At 71.6% G+C, this 19,354-nt stretch carries 22 protein-coding genes and 1 riboswitch; of the genes, 8 read left to right on the top strand and 14 right to left on the bottom strand.

The features are described 5' to 3' along the window. Positions 1–21: 21 nt before the first annotated feature. From VGR32_RS03695 to VGR32_RS03660, 8 genes are all read right to left on the bottom strand, one after another. Positions 22–513, bottom strand: a complete 492-nt coding sequence (locus VGR32_RS03695) for a cytochrome c-type biogenesis protein (RefSeq protein ID WP_327448165.1) — start codon at positions 511–513, stop codon at positions 22–24. After that, positions 510–2,489 (bottom strand): heme lyase CcmF/NrfE family subunit, encoded by a 1,980-nt coding sequence (locus tag VGR32_RS03690; protein WP_327448163.1) that lies wholly within the window; start codon positions 2,487–2,489, stop codon positions 510–512. Before VGR32_RS03690 ends, VGR32_RS03695 begins: the two co-directional genes overlap by 4 nt. Then, positions 2,486–2,956: a cytochrome c maturation protein CcmE gene (gene ccmE, locus VGR32_RS03685; protein WP_327448161.1), complete on the bottom strand. Its 471-nt coding sequence runs from the start codon at positions 2,954–2,956 to the stop codon at positions 2,486–2,488. The genes VGR32_RS03690 and ccmE overlap by 4 nt, the downstream gene beginning before the upstream one ends. Continuing rightward, positions 2,953–3,774: a c-type cytochrome biogenesis protein CcmI gene (gene ccmI / locus VGR32_RS03680; protein WP_327448159.1), complete on the bottom strand. Its 822-nt coding sequence runs from the start codon at positions 3,772–3,774 to the stop codon at positions 2,953–2,955. The genes ccmE and ccmI overlap by 4 nt, the downstream gene beginning before the upstream one ends. 61 nt (positions 3,775–3,835) lie before the next feature. Then, positions 3,836–5,182: a hypothetical protein gene (locus VGR32_RS03675; protein ID WP_327448157.1), complete on the bottom strand. Its 1,347-nt coding sequence runs from the start codon at positions 5,180–5,182 to the stop codon at positions 3,836–3,838. A 74-nt stretch (positions 5,183–5,256) separates the two neighbouring features. Beyond that, positions 5,257–6,672, bottom strand: coding sequence for a sensor histidine kinase (locus tag VGR32_RS03670; protein WP_327448155.1), 1,416 nt, complete (start codon positions 6,670–6,672; stop codon positions 5,257–5,259). Beyond that, a complete protein-coding gene (locus VGR32_RS03665) occupies positions 6,669–7,349 on the bottom strand; it encodes a response regulator transcription factor (RefSeq protein WP_327448153.1) in 681 nt (226 codons plus the stop codon). Before VGR32_RS03665 ends, VGR32_RS03670 begins: the two co-directional genes overlap by 4 nt. Beyond that, positions 7,349–7,618, bottom strand: a complete 270-nt coding sequence (locus VGR32_RS03660; RefSeq protein ID WP_327448151.1) for a hypothetical protein — start codon at positions 7,616–7,618, stop codon at positions 7,349–7,351. The genes VGR32_RS03665 and VGR32_RS03660 overlap by 1 nt, the downstream gene beginning before the upstream one ends. 239 nt (positions 7,619–7,857) lie before the next feature. Here VGR32_RS03660 and VGR32_RS03655 point away from each other — a divergent pair, with 239 nt between their 5' ends. Next, the gene (locus tag VGR32_RS03655) at positions 7,858–8,265 is read left to right on the top strand and encodes a hypothetical protein (RefSeq protein ID WP_327448149.1); all 408 of its coding nucleotides are present in this window, start codon (positions 7,858–7,860) and stop codon (positions 8,263–8,265) included. A 79-nt stretch (positions 8,266–8,344) separates the two neighbouring features. On the opposite strand, the gene VGR32_RS03650 is transcribed toward VGR32_RS03655, so the two are convergent. Then, a complete protein-coding gene (locus tag VGR32_RS03650; protein WP_327448583.1) occupies positions 8,345–9,154 on the bottom strand; it encodes a PhzF family phenazine biosynthesis protein in 810 nt (269 codons plus the stop codon). Beyond that, positions 9,154–9,735 (bottom strand): nucleotidyltransferase family protein, encoded by a 582-nt coding sequence (locus tag VGR32_RS03645; RefSeq protein ID WP_327448147.1) that lies wholly within the window; start codon positions 9,733–9,735, stop codon positions 9,154–9,156. Before VGR32_RS03645 ends, VGR32_RS03650 begins: the two co-directional genes overlap by 1 nt. A gap of 141 nt (positions 9,736–9,876) precedes the next feature. On the opposite strand from VGR32_RS03645, the gene typA reads away from it, so the two are divergent. Together typA and VGR32_RS03635 are read left to right on the top strand one after the other, a co-directional pair. Continuing rightward, on the top strand, positions 9,877–11,709 hold the full coding sequence (gene typA / locus VGR32_RS03640; RefSeq protein ID WP_327448145.1) for a translational GTPase TypA: 1,833 nt from the start codon (positions 9,877–9,879) through the stop codon (positions 11,707–11,709). 90 nt (positions 11,710–11,799) lie between these two features. Then, a complete protein-coding gene (locus VGR32_RS03635) occupies positions 11,800–12,327 on the top strand; it encodes a hypothetical protein (RefSeq protein WP_327448143.1) in 528 nt (175 codons plus the stop codon). Positions 12,328–12,439: 112 nt separating this feature from the next. On the opposite strand, the gene VGR32_RS03630 is transcribed toward VGR32_RS03635, so the two are convergent. Next, positions 12,440–12,682: a GlsB/YeaQ/YmgE family stress response membrane protein gene (locus VGR32_RS03630; RefSeq protein WP_327448140.1), complete on the bottom strand. Its 243-nt coding sequence runs from the start codon at positions 12,680–12,682 to the stop codon at positions 12,440–12,442. A 202-nt stretch (positions 12,683–12,884) separates the two neighbouring features. On the opposite strand from VGR32_RS03630, the gene VGR32_RS03625 reads away from it, so the two are divergent. Next, positions 12,885–13,268 carry a helix-turn-helix transcriptional regulator gene (locus tag VGR32_RS03625; protein ID WP_327462107.1) on the top strand — a complete coding sequence of 128 codons (384 nt, stop codon included), beginning with the start codon at positions 12,885–12,887 and terminating at the stop codon, positions 13,266–13,268. A 45-nt stretch (positions 13,269–13,313) separates the two neighbouring features. Then, complete coding sequence (gene hisN, locus VGR32_RS03620; RefSeq protein ID WP_327448138.1) at positions 13,314–14,099, top strand: histidinol-phosphatase; 786 nt, start codon at positions 13,314–13,316, stop codon at positions 14,097–14,099. 6 nt (positions 14,100–14,105) lie between these two features. Here hisN and VGR32_RS03615 read toward each other — a convergent pair whose 3' ends face one another. Both VGR32_RS03615 and VGR32_RS03610 read right to left on the bottom strand, forming a co-directional pair. Then, the gene (locus VGR32_RS03615) at positions 14,106–14,504 is read right to left on the bottom strand and encodes a hypothetical protein (protein ID WP_327448136.1); all 399 of its coding nucleotides are present in this window, start codon (positions 14,502–14,504) and stop codon (positions 14,106–14,108) included. Continuing rightward, positions 14,504–14,881: a DUF883 family protein gene (locus tag VGR32_RS03610; RefSeq protein ID WP_327448134.1), complete on the bottom strand. Its 378-nt coding sequence runs from the start codon at positions 14,879–14,881 to the stop codon at positions 14,504–14,506. Before VGR32_RS03610 ends, VGR32_RS03615 begins: the two co-directional genes overlap by 1 nt. Positions 14,882–15,006: 125 nt before the next feature. Between VGR32_RS03610 and VGR32_RS03605 the strand changes: the two genes are divergently transcribed. Genes VGR32_RS03605 through VGR32_RS03595 form a run of 3 tightly spaced genes read left to right on the top strand, consistent with a single transcriptional unit; the run spans position 15,007 to position 17,257 of the window. After that, a complete protein-coding gene (locus VGR32_RS03605) occupies positions 15,007–15,657 on the top strand; it encodes a fumarylacetoacetate hydrolase family protein (RefSeq protein WP_327448132.1) in 651 nt (216 codons plus the stop codon). Then, positions 15,654–16,301, top strand: coding sequence for a maleylacetoacetate isomerase (gene maiA, locus VGR32_RS03600; protein WP_327448130.1), 648 nt, complete (start codon positions 15,654–15,656; stop codon positions 16,299–16,301). Before VGR32_RS03605 ends, maiA begins: the two co-directional genes overlap by 4 nt. Positions 16,302–16,357: 56 nt before the next feature. Then, complete coding sequence (locus tag VGR32_RS03595) at positions 16,358–17,257, top strand: aldo/keto reductase (protein ID WP_327448128.1); 900 nt, start codon at positions 16,358–16,360, stop codon at positions 17,255–17,257. On the opposite strand, the gene VGR32_RS03590 is transcribed toward VGR32_RS03595, so the two are convergent. After that, the gene (locus VGR32_RS03590; protein ID WP_327448126.1) at positions 17,241–19,046 is read right to left on the bottom strand and encodes a TonB-dependent receptor plug domain-containing protein; all 1,806 of its coding nucleotides are present in this window, start codon (positions 19,044–19,046) and stop codon (positions 17,241–17,243) included. The genes VGR32_RS03595 and VGR32_RS03590 overlap by 17 nt on opposite strands. Before the next feature lie 163 nt (positions 19,047–19,209). Then, a riboswitch (cobalamin riboswitch) is annotated at positions 19,210–19,349 on the bottom strand. Between the last annotated feature and the right edge of the window lie 5 nt (positions 19,350–19,354).

Raw genomic sequence — 19,354 nt, 5'->3', positions numbered from 1 at the left:
TGACTCCCGTGATGACCGCTTTCATCGGCGGCCGTCGGGCGCGTCGGCGGCGGCTTCATGGCGAAGCCTGTCCTGTTTGAGAGCCTTGGCCAGCGCGGCCTCTTCCGCCGGGCTCAGGGGCGTCGGCTCCGGCGCCGGCTTGCGCGCGCGCGCCACGGCCAGCCCGGCGCCCGCCAGCAGCAGCGCCAGAGGTCCAAGCCACAGCAGCAGCGTGCCGGGATCGAAGGGCGGCCGAAACAGGACGAAGTCTCCCCAGCGCTCCACCAGACCGGCCCGGATCTGGTCGTCCGTGGCGCCGGCCGCGATGCGGCCGCGGACCTCGGCCCGGACGTCGGCGGCGAGGCCCGCCGGTGAATCGGCGACCGATTCATGCTGGCAAACGACGCAGCGGATCTCTTCGAACAGAGCCTGCGCACGCGCCTCCTGGGCGGGATCTGGCAGCGGAGCGTCGGGCGCGGGCAGGGGCTCGGCCGCGATCAGGAACAGGGCGGCGACGGCGGCGACGATCCTCATCCGAGCCTCCGCGTCGGCGCGCGTCGCAGCCGGCGGTCCATCAGCGACAGCAGTCCGCCCAGCGCCATGATCGCCGGCCCGAGGAAGATCAGCCGCGCCATCGGATTGTGCGCCATCCGCACGCTCCATGCCCGCCGGCCGTCGGCGGTCGCGGCCCGCTCTCCGACCGTCAGATAGACGTCGTCCAGCCCGCGGAAATCCAGTCCGACCTCGGTCGTCGTCTGTCCGCCCGCGGGGAAGAAGCGACGCTCGGCCGTGATCGTCCGCGCCGCCCGACCGTCGGCGGTCCGCACCGTGAAGGTCGCGCGCTCCGCCAGAAAGTTCGGTCCTTCGACCACGCCGACCTGCTCGACGCGGGCGACGTACGGGCCCGCCGCGACCTCTCCGCCGATCGGGAGAACGGCCTGCCGTTCCGTCTTCAGGCCGGTCTCGACGGCCGCCCCGAGTATGAACAGGCCAAGACCCAGGTGGGCCAGCGTCGTGCCCCAAGCCGACGACGGCAGGGCCCGGGCCCGGCGCGCGGTCTCCGCCGCGGGGGCGCGGAACAGGCGCACCCGGTCGGCCACCTCGCTGATCGATCCCAGCACCAGCCAGGCCGCGACCGCCGCGCCCATCGCCGTCGCCGCGCGTGCCGGGCTCCACAGCGCCAGCGCCAGCAGTCCTGCGGCCAGAGACAAGGCCGCGGCAAGCGTCAGGCGCTGCCCAACGCCTTTGAGGTCGCCGCGCTTCCACGCCAGCAGGGGCCCGGCGGGCAGGATCAGGGCCATGGCGGTCATGAGCGGGACGAAGGTCAGGGCGAAATAGGGCGGCCCGACCGAGATGGTCTCGCCCGTCGCCGCCTCGAGGATCAGCGGATAGAGGGTTCCCAGCAGGACGGTCGCGGCGGCCACGGTCAGGAACAGGTTGTTCAGCACCAGCGCGGCCTCGCGGCTGATGGGGGCGAAGGCCCCGCCGGGCGTCAGCTTCGGAGCGCGCCACGCGAACAGGGCGAAGGCGGCGCCGGCCGCGAGGCCGAGGATGCCCAGCAGGGCCAGTCCCCGCTCCGGGTCGACGGCGAAGGCATGGACGCTGGTCAGCACCCCCGACCGGACGAGGAAGGCCCCCAGCATGGAAAACGTGAAGGCCAGAAGGGCGAGAAAGGTGGTCCAGCCCGCCAGCGCGCCGCGACGCTCGGTGACCACGGCCGAATGCAGCAGGGCCGCCGCCGCCAGCCACGGCATGAAGCTGGCGTTCTCCACCGGGTCCCAGAACCACCAGCCGCCCCAGCCCAGCTCGTAGTAGGCCCAGAAGCTGCCCAGGGCGATGCCCACCGTCAGCAGCGCCCACGACGCCAGCGCCCACGGCCGCACCCAGCGCCCCCAAGCCGGCCACATGGCCGATCCGCTCCGGCCTTCGATCAGCGCCGCCACGGCCAGGGAAAAGCAGACCGACAGGCCGACGTAGCCGCCGTAGAGCAGCGGCGGATGCAGGGCCAAGGCAGGGTCCTGCAGCAGCGGATTCAGCCCAAGCCCGACCACCGGCGGGTCGTCCAGCCGGGCGAAAGGGCTCGAGGTGAAGACGGCGAAGCCCACGAACAGGGACGTCAGCGCGCCCTGCACGGCGACCGCCGAGGTCTTCAGCCGGAAGCCGAGCCCGCGCGCGCCGGCCAGCAGGGCGCCGAAGCCGGCCATGACCAGGCACCAGAGCAGCAGCGAACCCTCATGGTTCCCCCAGGCGCCTGCGACCTTGTACAGGGCCGGCTTGTCGACGTGGCTGTTGCTCGCGACCACCGTCAGCGAGAAGTCCGAGGTCCAGAAGGCGAAGATCAGGGCCAGAAAGGCGAGCGCGAGGGCGCCGAAGCAGGCGATGGCGGCGCCCTGGCCCGCGCCGGCCATCAACGCGCCGGAGCGCAGCCGGCCGGCGACGGCGAAGCCGGTCCACGCCAGCGACAGCGTCAGGCTCAGCATCAGGCAGAAGGCGCCGAATTCCGCGATCACAGCTCGGGGCTCCCGGTCTCGGGTCGCCACTCGCCCCGCGCCTTGAGCTTTTCGGCCACCTCGCGCGGCATGTAGGTCTCGTCGTGCTTGGCCAGCACCTGGGTGGCCTCGAAGCTGCGGTCGGCCCGGAAGGCGCCCTCCGCCACGATCCCCTGCCCCTCGCGGAACAGGTCGGGCAGATCGCCCCTGAACGTGACCGTCGTGGTGGCCGCGCCGTCTCCGACGCGGAAACGCACTGTGCCGTCGGCATCGCGGGTCACGCTGCCGGCCTCGACCAGACCGCCCAGCCGCACGTGACGCCCGGCCGGAGCGGCCTCCGCCGTCGCCTCGGACGGCGTCACGAAAAACGTCACGCCGTCGCGCAGGGCCCACAGCGTCAGGCCGACCGCCGCCGCCAGAAGCGGCCCTACCGCCATCACGACCCAAAGGCGGCGACGCGCCTTGGGCGACTTCGGCAGCCAGCTCACGCGCCGCCCCCCGGCAGACGGGCGACCAGATCGGCGCGTCGCGGATCCGCCGGATCAAGCGCCGCGATCAGCGGGCCCCACATTTCGCGCACGCCCTGCGCGTCCCCACGCTCCAGAGCGGCCTCGCCGAGGAAGTAGCGCGCGCCTAACTGATCCGGATCCAGCCGCAGAGCCTCGCGGAATGCCGCCTCGGCGTCGCCGTCGACGCGGCCCTCGGCCGCGCGCACCAGACTTTCGCCCAGCCGGGCCCACGCCTGCGCGTCTTCGGGGTGCAGGGCCAGCAGGCGCCGGAACGCGGACGCGGCCCCCACCGGATCACCCGCCTCAAACCGCGCGGCCCCCAGCAGCGCCAGCGCCTGCGGATCGTCCGGATTTCGCCGCACGACTTCGGCCATCACCGCCGCCGCGCGGGGCGCGTCCAGCGTCTGCGGCGACGCCGCCCACTGCGCGACGCGTCCGGCCATGGGCTGGTCGGCCATGCCCGGACGGCCAAGCCCGAAATACAGGCCGCCGGCCGCCAGCACCGCCGCGGCCGCGCCCAGCGGAACCCACCGCCGCGCCCGGGCCGTCACTTCCGTGAGACCCGCCTCGGGCTCGGCCGCGAGGGCGCGGCGGGCCACCTCCGCGCGGGCCAGGTCGAAACCGGCGTCGTCGAGAAGACCGCGCGCCTTCAGCCGCTCCAGTTCTTCCAGCTCACGCACCGGACCGTCGTCGGCCACGGCGGAGCCGCGCGCCAGTTCGGCGCGGCGGGCGAAACTCAGGATCAGAAGGACGGCCCCGGCGGCCGCCAGGCCGGTCAGGCCCCAGAAGGCGAACATGGCCGACGCTCTAGACCAATCGCGCGCGCGACGGAAACGGCCCGGCGTCGCACCCGCCGCCTCAGGCGGACCGGGCCTCGCCCTGATGCGCGCCGGCCACGGCGAGGCGGCGCTTGACGGTGCGCGCCGCGTCGACGGCCTCCAGCGCGTTCAGCACCTCGGCGACGTGCGCGATCCGGGCCAAGGCGGCGTCCTCGTCCGCCGTTTCGCCCGCGTTGACGGCATGGATCGCCTCGTCGGCCCAGTCGGCCAGTTCTTTGGTCGCGGCTTCGACGCTGGCCTTGCGGTCGCCTTCGCAGCCGAAGGTGGCGGCCGGCCCCCGCAGCGAGGCGAGGAAGGCGGCGTGAGCGACCGCACGCCGTGCGGTCGCCGGCTCCAGCGGCGTGTCCAGATCGGGGCCCTGCCGGCTGTTGCGACCGCCCAGCCGCACGCGGGCGCGGGGCGCGGCGCCGCGCACGGCCCTGTCGGCGTCGCGCATCCAGGTTCCCAGCCGTGCGGTGAGACCGCGGCGGACCACGCCGATTTCCCGGCTCCAGTCCCCGGCCGGATCCGTTTCCAGGCTGATGTCGATCTGGGTCAGGGCGTCGGCCGCCCAGCGCAGGCCCGCGACCGTCGCGGCCACGGCCTCCGCCCCGCCGTCGGGATCGAACTCGGCGCCCTCGGTGCGCACGCGCACGGCGCGAACGATGCGGGCCACGAAGTCGGCCAGCTCGGAGCCTTCGAGAAATTCTTCCCGTGCCGCCGCCGACGCCGTGCGGGTGACGATGCGCAGGATGGCGGGCGCCTCGGCCAGATGGGCGAAAAGGATCTCGACCAGACGCGTGGCGCCGTCCGGCGCGATCGACGCGGCGTCCTTCAGCAGAAGGCGCAGACCCGTGCGGTCGCCGCCGCCGGCCTTGAGCCAGTCCGGCAGCTGGCGCGCGCCCTGCCGGGCCAGAGGGGCTAGGTCGAGGCATCCCGACAGCTCGGCCAGATCGCGCTCACGCGTGTCGGGCGTCAGTCCCGGGGGCCAGATCTCGTCGGGACGGTCCCGCAAGGCGCCGGCGGCGGCGCGGCAAAGGCGGTCGGCGACGCGGTCGGCGGACCCGTCGCGCTCATCCAGCAGGGGCAGATGAGCCTCCTGCCCTTGCACCGCGGCGCTCCACAGCCTGCCGAGGAGGACACGGGGGAAGGTCAGGCCTTCCACTCCGTCTTCGCGCGGCTGGAACAGCGGCAGAAAGGGCGCGAAGGCGACGGCGCGGCGACGCCGGTTGCGCATCGCCTCCTCGAGGATGGCCATGAGTTCGGAGGCACGGCCACCGCCGCCCATTTGCGGCACGACGCGGACCAGCCGCGTCAGGACCGCGTCCGGACACTGGTCGACGAGGGCCGTCAGGGCCGCCCTGTGCGCGGTCGAAAGCGCCGCCATTCCTCACTCCACCGGCCGAACGCGGGTCCGGCTGCTCGCAGGGTGAACCCGACAGGGTTAAGGAAGTGAAACGGTCAGGCTTCCGCCGCGGGCAGATCGAGGGTCGCCTTCAGCCCGCCCAGATCGCTGGCCCCCAGCACCAGACGGCCGCCGTAGGCCCGGGCCAGATCGTCGACGATGGCCAGACCCAGGCCGGATCCCGGCGCCGTCTCATCCATGCGCTCGCCGCGCTTCAGCATGGTCGCCAGCTGATCGGCCGGCACGCCGGGGCCGTCGTCCTCGATCACCGCCACCATCCAGCCCAGTCCGGTCCCGCCCGCCGAGACGCGGACCCGGCGGTCGCTCCACTTGCAGGCGTTTTCGATCAGGTTGCCGAGAATTTCCTGCAGGTCCTGACGCTCGCCCAGGAAATCGAGGTCGTCGGGGGCCCGCCAGTCGATCTCCACGCCCTTTGATTGGAAGACGCGCTCCAGCATCACGGCCATTTCGTCGATCACCTCGGCCACCGGAGTGCGCTCGCCCAGCCCCTGGGCGCGGGCCGCGGCGCGGGCGCGCCGCAGATGGTGCTCGACCTGCCCGCGCATGGCCTCGCTCTGCCGACGCACGACCTCGGCCAGCTGATCGCCGCGCCCTTCCGCCTCGGCCAGCATGACCGACAGCGGCGTCTTCAGCGCGTGGGCCAGATTTCCCACGTGGGTCCGCTGCCGCTCCACCACGTCCTGGTTGTGGTCCAGAAGCCGGTTCACCTGCTGCGCAAGCGGCGCGATCTCCACCGGGTAGTCGCCGGCGATCCGGGCCGCCTTACCCTTGCGCACCTCGGAAATCTCGTTGCGCAGGGCGAACAGGGGCCGCAGGCCGATCTGCACCTGCAGGAAGACCGCGACGACCAGACCGAGACCGAGCAGGAGAAGCGACGTCCAGGTCACCGTCGAGAACTGGCGCACGTCGGCGTCCACGGCCGCCCTGTCGACGGCGGTCATGAAGACCAGGTCGCGGCCCGACAGCCGCTTCTGCGTGGCGGCCACGCGCAGGGGCGCGCCGTCCGGGCCGGTGGCGTTGAAGCTGATGGTTTCACCGGCCGCGTCGGCCAGCATGCCCGGCAGCTCGGGCGGCACGATCAGGTTCTGGTCCCACAGTGAGGCGGACTTCGTCAGCAGACGCAGCCTTCCCTCGCCGACCGGCTCGGTCACCTGCCAGTAGGCGCCGCCGAACAGATTCAGCGTCGCCTGGTCGCTGAGCTGGCGCGAGGTCACGCCGGCGGGCGACGCTTCCGTCGCCAGCAGTACCTGGTCCAGCATGTCCGACAGGTCGGCGCTGAGCCGCCGAAGGGCCGATTCCTTGAACGTCGAGGTCAACACCAGACCCGTCGCCAGCAGGGCGGCGAGGATCCAGGCCGACGCCAGCCAGATCAGGCGTCGGGTCAGCGACCGTCCGGGGCGTCCGAACCAGCGCCCCCAGTCCTTCAGCACGCCCCCCCGGGCCGACGTCACGCGGCGTCCGCCTCGCCGGGCAGGGGCGTCAGCCGATAGCCGAGGCCGCGCACGGTCTCGATCCGGTCGGGCCCGATCTTCTTGCGCAGCCGGCCGACGAACACCTCGATGGTGTTGGAATCCCGATCGAAATCCTGATCGTACAGGTGCTCGACCAGCTCGGTGCGGCTGATGACCCTGCCCTGATGCATCATCAGATAATGCAGCAGCCGGTATTCGAGGCTGGTGAGGCGCAGCGGTTCGCCGTCCACGCTGGCGCGCGCCGCGCGCGGATCCAGACGCAGGGCGCCGCACGTCAGGGTCGCCGAGGCGATTCCGGCCGACCGCCGCAGAAGGGCGCGCAGTCGCGCCAGCAGCTCCTCCGTATGGAACGGCTTGGTCAGATAGTCGTCGGCGCCGGCGTCGAAGCCCGAAACCTTGTCCGACCAGGCGCCCCGGGCGGTCAGGATAAGCACCGGCGTCGTCCGGCCTTCGCGGCGCCAGCGCTCCAGCACCGACACGCCGTCGATCTTGGGCAGGCCGAGATCGAGCACGATGACGTCATAGGGTTCGGTGTCGCCGAGAAAATGGGCTTCCTCGCCGTCGGAGGCGTGGTCCACGGCATATCCGGCGTCCGAGAGTGCGCCTTTCAGCTGGCGCGACAGATCGACGTCGTCCTCGACCAGCAGAACCCGCATCAGCGCTCTCCAAGGATGCGGCCGGTGCGGCCGTCGACGACGATCTCGACGATGCGGCCGCCGGGATATTCCCAGATGACCACGACGTTCTGACCTTCGACGCGGGCGCCCACCCGCCGGCCGGGACGCCCGCGCTCGACGGTGCGGATGGCGGCCTGCGGATCCTGCGCCTGGGCGTGAGCGGCCTCGGGCAAGGCGACGCGCGCCTGCACCACGCCCGGGGCGGCGGTCAGGACGGCGGCGGCGATCAGGGCGAACATACGGATCATGTCGGCTTTCTGGCCCGACGCCTCTGAACGGCGTCTGAACGGGGGGTCTAGAGTCATTTCATCGTTTTCCCAACCCGCCTCTCGCCCGCGCGCGAGGGGCGAGAGGGGCGTGTCGAACAATTCATGCAGATGAACCGTCTCTTAACCGCGTCGTTCAGACCCGGCTCAGGCGCGATGCGCTTTTCTGCGGTCAACGTCGGATCCGAACGGTCCGGCGGCAGTCGAAAGGAGACCGCACCATGAAGAAGTTCCTGATCCCCGCCCTCGCCCTGGCCGCGGCTTCGGTCGCGGTTCCGGCCGCCGCCCAGGTCCGCGTGTCGATCGGCACCGCCCCCGCCTACGGCCAGGGTTACGGCTACGACGACGGCTACGGCTACGACCGCAACTGGCAGCCGATCCACCGTCGCGTCGCCAACCTCGACCGGCGCATCGACCAGGGCCTGCGCAACGGCGCGCTGAGCCGCCGCGAGGCTTCCAGCCTCCGGGCCGAGCTGAACGCGCTGGTCCAGCTGGAGCGTCGCTACTCGTACAACGGCCTGTCGCGTCAGGAAGTCCGCGATCTGGACTACCGCTTCGACCGTCTGTCGCAACGCGTCCGCATCGAGCGCCGCGACCGTGACCGTGACCGCAACCGCGGCCGCTGGTAAGCGATCGCGAAGACCTCCGACCCCAATCCGGAGGTACGGGGCGCGGATCCGAAAGGGTCCGCGCCCTTCTTCGTTTCGGTCACACCCGGAGCAGGCTCTCGACGGTCGTGACGGCCTGCCCGCGCAGCAGGACCCGGTCGCCCCGGACCTCGGTTTCGATTTCACCGCCCCGGGTGGGGAAGATCTGACGGAACCGCACCGTCGGGCGCCCGAGCCGGGCCGCCCAGAAGGGGGCCAGAACACAGTGGGCCGATCCCGTCGCCGGATCCTCGTCGACGCCGCAGCCCGGCGCGAAGAAGCGGTCGACCACGTCGACGTCGTCGCCGGCGTCGGCGGCGGCGCAGACGATCACGTGCCCCGCCTCGCCCGCGGCTCCGCGGATCGTGACCAGCGCCTTCAAGTCCGGCGAGACCGCCTGGACGGCCGCCGCGTCGGGCAGGACGACCAGCAGGTATCTGCCCGCCAGCACCTCGACCGGCTCCGCGCCCAGAGCCTCGGCCAGCCCCGGCGGAACGGCGCAGGGCCGCGGCGCGTCAGCCGGAAAGTCCATTTCATAGAGCTCGGCGACTCGCCGCACGAACAGCGGTCCCGAGCGGGTGTCGAACGCGAGGTCGGTGGCCCCGGACCCCATCTCCGCCCACAGCGCATGGGCGGCCCCCAGCGTCGCGTGGCCGCACAGGTCGACCTCCTGTCCCGGCGTGAACCAGCGCAGGTCGAACCGGGCCGCATCGGCGGTGCGGCGCAGGAAGGCCGTCTCGGCCTGATTGTTCTCGCGCGCCAGCGCCTGCATCCAGCGGTCGTCGGGCCAGGCGTCGAACGGTTCGACCACGCAGGCCGGATTGCCGAGAAACGGTCCGGCGGCGAAGGCGTCCACGGTCCACTGTCGCATCATGCGTCCTCCACCCTGACTTCCGGCCACCGCGCGCGCAGCCCGGCGACGACGCGATCCCAATCCTTCGCCAGCGGCCGGTTCGGATTGGGCCGCACCACCATCGCGAACGTGTCGTCCAGCCCGAACGGCGCGACCACGGACATCCGGCCGGCCGCCTCCATTCGCACGCCGACAGCGAAGGCGGGCGCCACGAACCGGTCCAGCGCCGCGGCGGTGTTGGCCACGGGCGGATAGGGCTCGCCGAACTTCGCCGGAAACCACTCCGACACCCGCCGCTGGTTCCTGACTTCCACCCGGCTCCGCAGAGGCTCGTCGAAGGCCTCGGCCACACGCCCGATCACCGCGTCCTCGGCCTCCCAGCTGACGTCCTCGTCGAAATAGCCGAGATCGAAATCCTTCACCCCGTGGCCCGGCGGACGCCCGGTCACCGCATTCCAGACGCACTGGTAGACGCTGCCCGAGAAGATCAGCCAGTCGTTCAGGCCCAGCGTCGCGGTCGTCTCCAGCACCCGCATCAGGTCGGGATCGTTCCGCACCGCCGCGATCAGCCGCTCTTCCAGGTTCCGGTCCGCGTCCATGGCCGCCGTTCAAGCCGATTCCCCCGGCGGCGTCACGCTGGCGTTTCGCCCGCTTGTTCTGTATGAGGCGCGCGCCTCCCCGCACCGTCGCACGAAACCTCGCGGCCCGACCGTTTCCGGCCGCCCCTCCCCGTTACCTGAATGAACCTGCGCAACGTCGCCATCATCGCCCACGTCGACCACGGCAAGACCACGCTGGTGGACCAGCTGCTGGCCCAGTCGGGCGTGTTCCGCGCCAATGAGGCGACCACCGAGCGCGCCATGGACTCCAACGACCAGGAGCGCGAGCGCGGCATCACCATCCTGGCCAAGGCCACCTCGGTGCTGTGGAACGGCAAGGCGGGCGAGACGCGCATCAACATCATCGACACCCCCGGCCACGCCGACTTCGGCGGCGAGGTCGAGCGGATCCTGGGCATGGTCGACGGCTGCGTCATCCTGGTGGACGCAGAAGAGGGCGTCATGCCCCAGACCAAGTTCGTGCTGACCAAGGCGCTCAAGATGGGCCTGCGCCCGATCCTGTGCATCAACAAGGTCGACCGCGCCCACGCCGATCCGGACCGGGTGCACCTGGAGACCATCGAGCTGTTCGAGGCCATCGGCGCCTCGCCGGAGCAGCTGGACTTCCCCCACATCTACGCCTCGGGCCGCAACGGCTGGGCCACGCTGGACCTGAACCAGCCCTCCGAGACGTTGGCGCCGCTGTTCGACCTGATCGTCGACCACGTGCCGCCGCCGGCCGTGGCGCAAAACGTCGACAAGCCGTTCCGCATGCTGAACGTCCTGATCGAGAGCGATCCTTTCCTGGGCCGCATCCTCACCGGCCGCATCGAGAGCGGCAAGGCCGTGCCGGGCATGCCGATCAAGGCGCTGGACCGCGACGGCAAGACCATCGAGCAGGGCCGCATCACCAAGGTGCTGGCCTTCCGCGGTCTGAAGCGCCAGCCGCTGGACGCGGGATCCGAGGCGGGCGACATCGTCGCCATCGCCGGCATGTCGAAAGCCACCGTGGCCGACACCCTGTGCGCGCTGGAGGTGACCGAGCCGCTGGACGCCCAGCCGATCGACCCGCCGACCATCTCCATGACCGTGGCCGTCAACGACAGTCCGCTGGCGGGGCGGGAGGGCGACAAGGTCCAGTCGCGCGTGATCCGGGACCGCCTGCTGAAGGAGGCCGAGGCCAACGTCGCCATCCGCGTGACCGAAACCCCGGGCGCCGACGCCTATGACGTGGCCGGGCGCGGCGAGCTGCAGCTGGGCGTGTTGATCGAGAACATGCGCCGCGAGGGCTTCGAGGTCTCCATCAGCCGTCCGCGCGTGGTCTATCAGACCGGCGAGAACGGCGAGCGGCTGGAGCCGATCGAGGACGTCATGATCGACGTCGACGACGAGTTCACCGGCGTCGTCATCGAGAAGCTGAGCCAGCGCAAGGCCGAGCTGAAGGACATGGGTCCGTCGGGCGCCGGCAAGACGCGCATCCAGCTGATGTGCCCGTCGCGCGCGCTGATCGGCTATCAGGGCGAATTCCTGACCGACACGCGCGGCTCCGGCGTGCTGAACCGCGTCTTCTCGCACTATGAGCCGCACAAGGGCGCCATCGAGGGCCGCCAGAAGGGCGTGCTGGTCTCCAACTCCGACGGCGAGACGGCGGCCTACGCCCTGTGGAACCTCGAGGAGCGCGGCGTCATGTTCGTGGGCGCCGGCGAGAAGACCTATCAGGGCATGATCATCGGCGAGAACAGCCGGTCGGACGACCTGGACGTCAACCCGATCAAGGGCAAGCAACTGACCAACGTGCGCGCCTCGGGCAAGGATGAGGCCGTGCGCCTGACGCCCCCGCGCCGCCCCTCGCTGGAACAGGCCATCGCCTACATCGAAAGCGACGAGCTGGTCGAGGTGACGCCCAAATCGATCCGCCTGCGCAAGCAGGTGCTGAACCCCTCGTTCCGCAAGAAGCGCGTCCGCGAGGACTGAGCGTTCCGGCCAAGCTGAAACGGCGGGGCTCCCCCGACGTTTACGCTGCGCCGGTCGTCTCCCTGGCCGGCGTAAGTGGGGAGATCTCCCATGCGTAAACTTCTGCTTCTGACCGGCGCGGCTCTGGCGGTGTCGGCGGCCCCGGCGGCGGCCCAGGTTCTGGGCGGCGGTCTCGGCGGCAACGTGACCGGCAACGTCGGCGTCGGCGTCTCGCGCCCCGATCTGGGCGTGAGCGAGACGGTCCGCGAGGGCCGTCAGCTCGGCCGCGACACCATCCGCTCCACCCGCGACGCCCTGCCCGGGGCCGACGTCGGCGTGGACGCCCGCGGCGGCACGGCGGTCTCGGCCCGGCCCAGCCGCGTCTCGACCCAGACCGACGTGGCCGTCGGCACCCAGGTGCGGGCCCGCGACGGCGACGTGATCGGCTCTGTGGTCGGGACGACCCGCAACGCGCGCGGCTACGTCCAGACGGTTCTGGTGCGGACGTCCGACGGCGTGGTCCGGTCAGTGCCGGCCGCCTCGGCGGACGTCCAGGCCGACGCTTCCGGATCCGTCGTGGTCAGCCGGTGGGATCGGCGCAGGGTTGAACGCCAGCGTCCGGTGAATCGCGAGGACTGACGGCCTGAGGGGGCGGGATCCGCGGGTCCCGCCCTCGCACTCCGACGGCTGAACGCAAGAAGGGCGGCCTCCTCTCGGAAGCCGCCCTTTTCACATGTCGCTGATCCAGAGATCAGGCCCGGCGCTTCACTAGGCCCAGCAGGAACAGCAGGATGATCGCGCCGATGGTGGCGACGATGGTCGAGCCGATCCAGCCGCCCCAGTCGAAGCCGAGGGCGTTGGCCAGGAAACCGCCGATCACGGCGCCGACGATGCCGACGATCAGATTGGTCAGAAGACCGTGGTTGCGGCCCATGATCTGTTCGGCCAGCCAGCCGGCGATGATGCCGACGATGATCCAGAAGATGATGTTCATGTCGCTCAGTGCTCCCTTCGTGCCAAGCTGACGTAACAATGCACGGCGGACCTCCGGGTTGCCTTGACCATAAACAACCGCGTTCGACGGCGATCGGGCGAACGCCGTCACTCCCCCGTCGCGCGATTGCGGCATGCCCCTTGCCGCGTGGAGGGCGAGCCGTGCCGTTTCGGGACGGTCCGCGAAAGGGGACATTGGGGCCATGGCCACCGACATCGATCTTCACCTCGGCCGCCGTCTGCGCCGCCGCCGCCGCCTGCTGGGTCTGACGCAGCAGCAACTGGCCGCCCAGGTCGGCATCCGCTTCCAGCAGATCCAGAAGTACGAGTGCGGCGCCAACCGCATCTCGGCCGCCCGCCTGTGGCAGCTGTCGGAGGCGCTGGAGGCGCCCGTCAGCTATTTCTACGACGGCCTGACCGAGGCGCTGGAGCGTCGCGAGGCGGCCCAGACCAACCACGGAGGCGAAATGTACTCCCGCAAGGAGACGCTGGACCTGATCCAGGCCTACTACCAGCTGGACGAAAAGCCGCGCCGGCGTCTGCTGGACCTGGCCAAATCGCTGCACGTCGAGGGCGACGCCGCCTGATTTGAGGTCGTGACGGCCGGGGGCGGCGTCTGTATGCCCCCGCCCATGACCGAGTTCGAAGCCTTCGCCGTCGAACTGGCCCGCGCCGCCGGCGCCGCCAGCCTGCCCCTGTTCCGCACGGGCGTGGCGTTCGACGACAAGAACGAAGGCGGGGTCTGCGATCCCGTCACCCGCGCCGACCGCGACGCCGAGGCCGCGATGCGGCGGCTGATCGCCGACCGGTACCCCCACCACGGTGTGGTCGGCGAGGAGTATGGCGAGGACCGCCCGGACGCTGAACACGTCTGGGTCCTCGATCCCGTCGACGGCACGCGCGCCTTCGTGGCGGGCCTGCCGCTGTGGACCAGCCTGATCGGCCTGCGGACGGCCGGCGTGCCCACGGTGGGCGTCGTGGCCCAGCCCTATCTCGACGAAATCTTCGTGGGAGGGCCGTCCGGAGCCCGCCTGCTGCGCGGTTCGCAAGAAACGGCGCTGCGTACGCGCGCCTGCCCCGACCTGAACGACGCGGTGATCGCCACCACGGATCCGGACATCTTCACCGGGGCCGAGCTGGGCGCCTGGCGTCAGGTGCGCGCCGCGTCGAAACTGGCCCGGCTGGGCTGTGACGCCTACGCCTACGCCATGCTGGCGGCGGGCCACGTCGATCTGGTGGCCGAGACGGGGCTGAAGGTCTGGGACTGGACCGCGCTGGTTCCGCTGGTCGAAGCCGCGGGCGGCCGGATCACGGACTGGCTGGGCGCCGCGCCGCATGACGATGGCCGAATTCTCGCCGTCGGTGACGCGGCGCTGACGGATCAGGCCCTAGTGGCGCTCAGGCGTGCCGTGGTCTGAAGCCGCCTAGCGGCGACGTCGTGCGGGACCGTGCGGCTTTTCGGTGAACGCCGCCGCCACCATGGTGGCCAGGGCCGGATTGCGCAGGAAGATCCAGCCGCCGGCGAGGGCCGCGACCGTGCCCAGGATGGGCCGCTGCCGGAACAGGGAAAAGGCGCGCGCGCCCAGTCCCTCGGGCTCGTCGTACTCCTCCTCGTCCGGCTCCGATCCGCCGAGGAAGACCGCCGCGACGGCGGCGGCCGAGATCGCGAACAGCAGCAGGGTGATGGCGGCCGCGGCCAGAGGCACGACCACCAGACACAGGGCGAAATAGATCGTCGCGCCCAGCGCCACGACGGCGACGAAGGCCGCCGCAGCGGCCGCGGCGCCTGCGACCGCCTTCTTGATCAGCCCCCGGCCCAGCATCAGCGGCGGCGGCCGGCCAGCAGCATGCCGATCAGGACGCCGACGCCGAGCGCGATCGCCGTCGACTGGACCGGACGCTCCTGCACCCGCTCGATGACGTAGCGCTGGGCCTCGTCGAAGCGCTCGGCGGCGTCGTCATAGACCTCACGGCCACGAACGCGCGCCTGCTCGTAATAGGCCTGCGCCTGAACGCGGGCCTGCTCGGCCCGGGCGCGGACCACCGCGTCCGCCTCGGCGGCCTTGGCGCGAATGCGCGCCTCGGTTTCGGACGCCTTGGCGCGCAGACGCGCGGCCTCCTCGCGGCCGGCGACCTTCACGTCCTCCTTGAGGGTCTTGAGGTCGTTCTTGACGTCTTCCCGAGCCTTGGTCGTGGCCATGTGATGCGCTCCGCTGTTCAAGCTTGACGGTTTAGATAGGGAACCCCGCCTGTCAACGCCATGCCGGGGGGCAGGTTCCCGCAATGCAGCATGGGCAGGCGCGTCGATCCTGCTATTCAACGCCCATGAGCGACTGGATCTTCCCGCCCGCCCCGACGCCGTCGCTGCCGATCGCCGGATCGACGGCCCGTTTTCCCGTCCGTCGCATCCTCTGCGTCGGCCAGAACTACGCCGCTCACGCGCGCGAGATGGGCGCCGAGCGGGCGGAGCCCTTCTTCTTCTCCAAGCCGGCCGACGCCCTGGTGACCGACGGCGCCGATCCGACCTATCCGACGGAAACCGCCGATCTGCACCACGAGGTTGAGCTGGTCTGCGCCGTCGGGCCGGACGGGATCGTCGGCTGGGCGGTCGGCTGCGACCTGACCCGGCGCGACCTGCAGGCCGCGGCCAAGAAGGCGGGACGGCCGTGGGATGCGGCCAAGGGCTTCGACATGTCCGCCCCCTGCGGCGCCCTCACCCTCGGCGCCGGACCGGGCACGGGGGCGACGATCACCCTGTCGATCGACGGAGACCGGCGTCAGTCCGGCCGACTCGGCGACATGGTCTGGTCGCCGGAGGAGGTTCTGGCCAAGGCCCGGGCGCTGTGGGACGTGCGGCCCGGCGACCTGATCTTCACCGGCACGCCCGAAGGCGTCGGCCCCGTCCTGCCCGGGCAGCGGGTGGAAGCGACCATCGACGGCCTGACGCCGCTCGGCTTCACCATGAGGGCGCGATGATCCTGCACGGCTACTGGCGATCGGGCGCGGCCTATCGCGTCCGCATCGCGCTGAACCTGAAGGGCGTCGCCTACGCCCAGCACGGCGTCGATCTGCGCACCGGCGCCCAGCGCGACCCCGCCTTCCTCGCACGCAACCCACAGGGGCTGGTGCCGGCGCTTGAGGCGGACGGCCTGATCCTGACCCAAAGCCCCGCCATTCTGGAATGGCTGGAGGAGACGCGGCCGGAGCCGGCGCTGCTGCCGCGCGGCGCCGACGAGCGCGCCCAGGTTCGCGCCATGGCGGCGCTGATCGCCTGCGACGTCCACCCCCTGAACAACCTCCGCGTCCTGACCGCCCTGCGCGGCGACTTCGGCGCCGACCAGACCCGGATCGACGCCTGGGCCGACCGCTGGATCTCGGCCGGGTTCGACGCGCTGGAGCGGCTGGTCGAGCGCCACGGCGAGGGCTTCTGCTTCGGCCCCTCGCCCACCTTCGCCGACGTCAACCTGATCCCGCAGATGTATTCGGCCCGGCGCTTCAACGTCGATCCGACGCGCTGGCCGCGCCTGTCGGCGGTTGAGGCCGCCGCCTTGGCCCTACCTGCCTTCGCCGACGCGCATCCGGATCGACAGCCGGACTCCGACGGACCGCCGCAGGGTTAATCGGCCGTCAAGGTGTTGGAAAACCGGCCTTAAGCTTTCAGCGTCAGGGTCGTGCGGTGACGATCCCTCCGGCCCGTTCCGCGCCCGCGTCCGCCCTGGCCCTCGCCGTGGTGACCGAGCCCCTGCGCGCCGCGCCGGCCGCGCCGGGCGCCCGCGAGGAAAATCTCCGCGCCTTGCTGCAGACCGCCTCCGACGGCGGCGTGCGCGCCGTGGTCAGCCGTCCGGACGGCGATCAGGAACGCCTGCTGGGCCACGCCTGGCCCTTTCCCTCGCCGTTCGAGGTCACCGTCCTGACCGTCGCCTCGACCGAAGGTCTCGATCGGGTCGAGGCCCGCGCCCGCCGCTCTCTGGAGCGGATGGGCCTGCCGCGCGCCGGCGTTCTGCTGGTCTCCAGCGCCGCCGACCTGGCCGGCTCCGAGGGGCGGGCCCTGTGGGATCGCGTGCAGGGCCTGAAGGATCGCGGCCTCTTTAAGAAGGTCGGCTTCGTGGCCGAGGTGGACGACGGCCCGTCCCTGCTGGCGCGGCGCCTGACGCCCGACGTCGTCCGCCTGTCGTGCAACCTGCTGGACCAGACCGCCTGTCGGTCCGGAGAGCTTGAGGCGCTGGGCGCCCTGGGCGTCGAACTGCAGGTGTCGTCCGTCTTCGCCAAGGGGGCCCTGTTCGGCGGCTCGGCCACGCCCGAAGCGTGGCACGGGCGTGAGCTCGATCTGTCGCGCGCCCGGCGCCGTCTGGCCGAGGCCCGCGTCGACCCCATGCAGGCCGCCCTGGCCTACGGCCTGTCCCTGCCCGGCGATCCGAAACTGGTCGTCTCGGTCGCGTCCGCCGCGGAGATGCGCGCCGTGCTGGCCGCCGTGCACGCGCCGGCGCCGGCCATCGACTGGGCCGAGCTGGACCTCGGCCGAAGCGCGCCGGGAGCCGGGGCTCCCGGCGCCCGCAGGGTCAGTAGCGCAGCCTGACGCCGACGTAGCCCGCGCGGCCCGGCTCGCCGTATCCCAGCAGCTGCTGGTACTCCTCGTCCGCCAGATTTTCGATCCGTCCGGTCAGCTCGACGTCGTCGGTCAGGCGCCAGGCGGCGTTCAGGTTCGCCGTGACGAAGCCCTCGCGCTCGCCGCCCGAGTCGGGCATGTCGCCCTCTGCGCGCACCGTCAGGGCGGCCGTGAGGCGATCTCTGGTCCAGATCAGCGTCGCCGAGCCCGCATGTTCGGGCACGCGCAGGATCGCCGTTCCGGCGCCGAGGTCCCGCGCGTCGGTCCATGCGTAGGCGACGGTCAGGTCGAAGCCCCCGCCCAGCGTCGCCCGGCCTTCCACTTCGACGCCGTCGGTCCGGGTCCGGTCGACGTTGACGTAGTAGAACTCAAAGGTGCCGGGGTCGAAGAACCCGTCGATCTGGTCTTCGACCTCAAGCCGATAGGCTGTGACGCGACCGTCGAATCGTCCGTCGGCCGAGCCCCACCCCAGCGCGATCTCGCCGCCCCTGGCGGTTTCCGGCGTCAGGGGCGCCGTCGCCGTGCCCGGCAGGACGAAGCAGAAGTCGCACACCGCCTGACTGACGCTGGGCGTCTTGAACCCCGTGCCATAAGCCCCCGACAGGGTGAAGCCGCCGCCGAGATCATACGCCACGGACACGCGCCCGGTGGTTTCGCCGTCGAAGTCGTCGGTCGCGTCGTGGCGCAGGCCGAGGTTCAGCGTCAGGCGATCCGTCGCGTCCCAGCGCAGCGTCCCGAAGGCCGAGTCCACGCCCAGATCGGCGGAGTATCCATTCAGGAAGGCCTCGGTCTCCTCGCGCTCCAGACCGAAGGCGTAGGAGACGGCCGCGCCGGCGCGGCCGTCGGCCTGCCAGCGCAGCAGCCTGCGTTCGCCCTCATAGGTCGAGGGGAAGGCGCTGACGGTGACGCGCTCGACGCCCGAGGCCGCGGCCGTGAACTGATGATCCAGACCCAGAACCCCGCGGGCGTTCAGGCGCACGAATCCCGAGCGGCTGCGGGTGTCGGTGGTGTCCAGACTGTCGACCGGGCCGAAGTCGTCGATTTCGGCGAAGACGTCGGACTGGCGTGCGCGCGCTTCGATCGACACGTGGTCCGTCAGGGCGACGCGCCCGTTCAGGGACAGGGTTTCAGCCTCGATCCCGTCCTCTTCCACGCCCGAGGCGGCGGCGGAGATGCCGTCGGTCTCGTACCGCGAGTACGACGCCCCGAAGGCGCGCCGGTCGGCGGAGACGCCTGCGGCCAGGCGGCCGCGGCGGGTGTCTAAGGAGCCCGCCTCGGCGTCCACCTCAACTCCCTCGACCTCCCGGCTGACGAACGCGATCACGCCGCCGATCGCGTCGGAGCCCCACAGCGAGGATTGGGGGCCCGACAGCACCTCGACGCGCTGCGTCGCGCCGAGGTCGAAGCCGAGAAAGTCGAAGCCGCCCGCGGGCTGGCTGGGGTCGTTCACCGGCACGCCGTCGACGAGCACCAGAGATTTGTCCTGCGAGGCGCCGCGCATGCGAACGGCCGTCACGCCTCCGGGACCGGCGCGATACACAGAAAGGCCCGGCACGTCGGCCAGAACGTCCTGGGCGAAGACGGCGCCGCGCAATCGGATCGTCGCTTCGTCGATCACGCGCGCGCCGGGCGTGTCCTGAACCACGGCAGGCAGGCGCGTGGCGGTGACGACGACGTCGTCGACGCGGGTCGTCTCCTGCGCGAGCACGCAGGTGGGCGCGGCCAGAAAGGCCGCGGTGGTCAGCAGAAGTCGCTTCATGGCGACGGTCTCCCCGGCCGGAACGGGCGCGCGCCCCGACGGATGATTGGCGACCGATCCACCCGGCATGCGGGCGACGCACGGATCGGGTCGCTTCGAAGAGACAAGCCTGTCCCCGCGCCTCCATCTGGTCCCGGATGGCGGGCGAGCGACGTCGGCGGCCAGGTCTCCTGGCTTGCGGGTCGCCGGCTGCCGTTCTCGCCTTCCCGGTTTCCCAGTGGCGCCGGGTCGAAGACCCGGGTCGAACGACGGCCTCGCCGCCTACAGTTGCGGGCACAGCCGCGGTGTTCGACCGCGTTCCCTTAACC

This window comes from Brevundimonas sp. (assembly GCF_035935935.1).
Lineage (GTDB): Bacteria > Pseudomonadota > Alphaproteobacteria > Caulobacterales > Caulobacteraceae > Brevundimonas.
The sequence above is the reverse complement of the archived record's forward strand: the minus strand, read 5'-3'. Positions and strand labels throughout refer to the sequence as shown.

Bases quoted from the DNA above. Each gene is read 5' to 3' on its own strand.
- ccmI (WP_327448159.1), bottom strand. From the start codon at position 3,774: ATGTTCGCCTTCTGGGGCCTGACCGGCCTGGCGGCCGCCGGGGCCGTC.
- VGR32_RS03615 (WP_327448136.1), bottom strand. From the start codon at position 14,504: ATGCTGGGCCGGGGGCTGATCAAGAAGGCGGTCGCAGGCGCCGCGGCC.
- VGR32_RS03660 (WP_327448151.1), bottom strand. From the start codon at position 7,618: ATGATCCGTATGTTCGCCCTGATCGCCGCCGCCGTCCTGACCGCCGCC.
- typA (WP_327448145.1), top strand. From the start codon at position 9,877: ATGAACCTGCGCAACGTCGCCATCATCGCCCACGTCGACCACGGCAAG.
- VGR32_RS03610 (WP_327448134.1), bottom strand. From the start codon at position 14,881: ATGGCCACGACCAAGGCTCGGGAAGACGTCAAGAACGACCTCAAGACC.
- hisN (WP_327448138.1), top strand. From the start codon at position 13,314: ATGACCGAGTTCGAAGCCTTCGCCGTCGAACTGGCCCGCGCCGCCGGC.
- VGR32_RS03605 (WP_327448132.1), top strand. From the start codon at position 15,007: ATGAGCGACTGGATCTTCCCGCCCGCCCCGACGCCGTCGCTGCCGATC.
- VGR32_RS03650 (WP_327448583.1), bottom strand. From the start codon at position 9,154: ATGCGACAGTGGACCGTGGACGCCTTCGCCGCCGGACCGTTTCTCGGC.
- VGR32_RS03695 (WP_327448165.1), bottom strand. From the start codon at position 513: ATGAGGATCGTCGCCGCCGTCGCCGCCCTGTTCCTGATCGCGGCCGAG.
- VGR32_RS03665 (WP_327448153.1), bottom strand. From the start codon at position 7,349: ATGCGGGTTCTGCTGGTCGAGGACGACGTCGATCTGTCGCGCCAGCTG.
- maiA (WP_327448130.1), top strand. From the start codon at position 15,654: ATGATCCTGCACGGCTACTGGCGATCGGGCGCGGCCTATCGCGTCCGC.
- VGR32_RS03655 (WP_327448149.1), top strand. From the start codon at position 7,858: ATGAAGAAGTTCCTGATCCCCGCCCTCGCCCTGGCCGCGGCTTCGGTC.
- VGR32_RS03630 (WP_327448140.1), bottom strand. From the start codon at position 12,682: ATGAACATCATCTTCTGGATCATCGTCGGCATCATCGCCGGCTGGCTG.
- VGR32_RS03645 (WP_327448147.1), bottom strand. From the start codon at position 9,735: ATGGACGCGGACCGGAACCTGGAAGAGCGGCTGATCGCGGCGGTGCGG.
- VGR32_RS03625 (WP_327462107.1), top strand. From the start codon at position 12,885: ATGGCCACCGACATCGATCTTCACCTCGGCCGCCGTCTGCGCCGCCGC.
- VGR32_RS03675 (WP_327448157.1), bottom strand. From the start codon at position 5,182: ATGGCGGCGCTTTCGACCGCGCACAGGGCGGCCCTGACGGCCCTCGTC.
- VGR32_RS03590 (WP_327448126.1), bottom strand. From the start codon at position 19,046: ATGAAGCGACTTCTGCTGACCACCGCGGCCTTTCTGGCCGCGCCCACC.
- VGR32_RS03635 (WP_327448143.1), top strand. From the start codon at position 11,800: ATGCGTAAACTTCTGCTTCTGACCGGCGCGGCTCTGGCGGTGTCGGCG.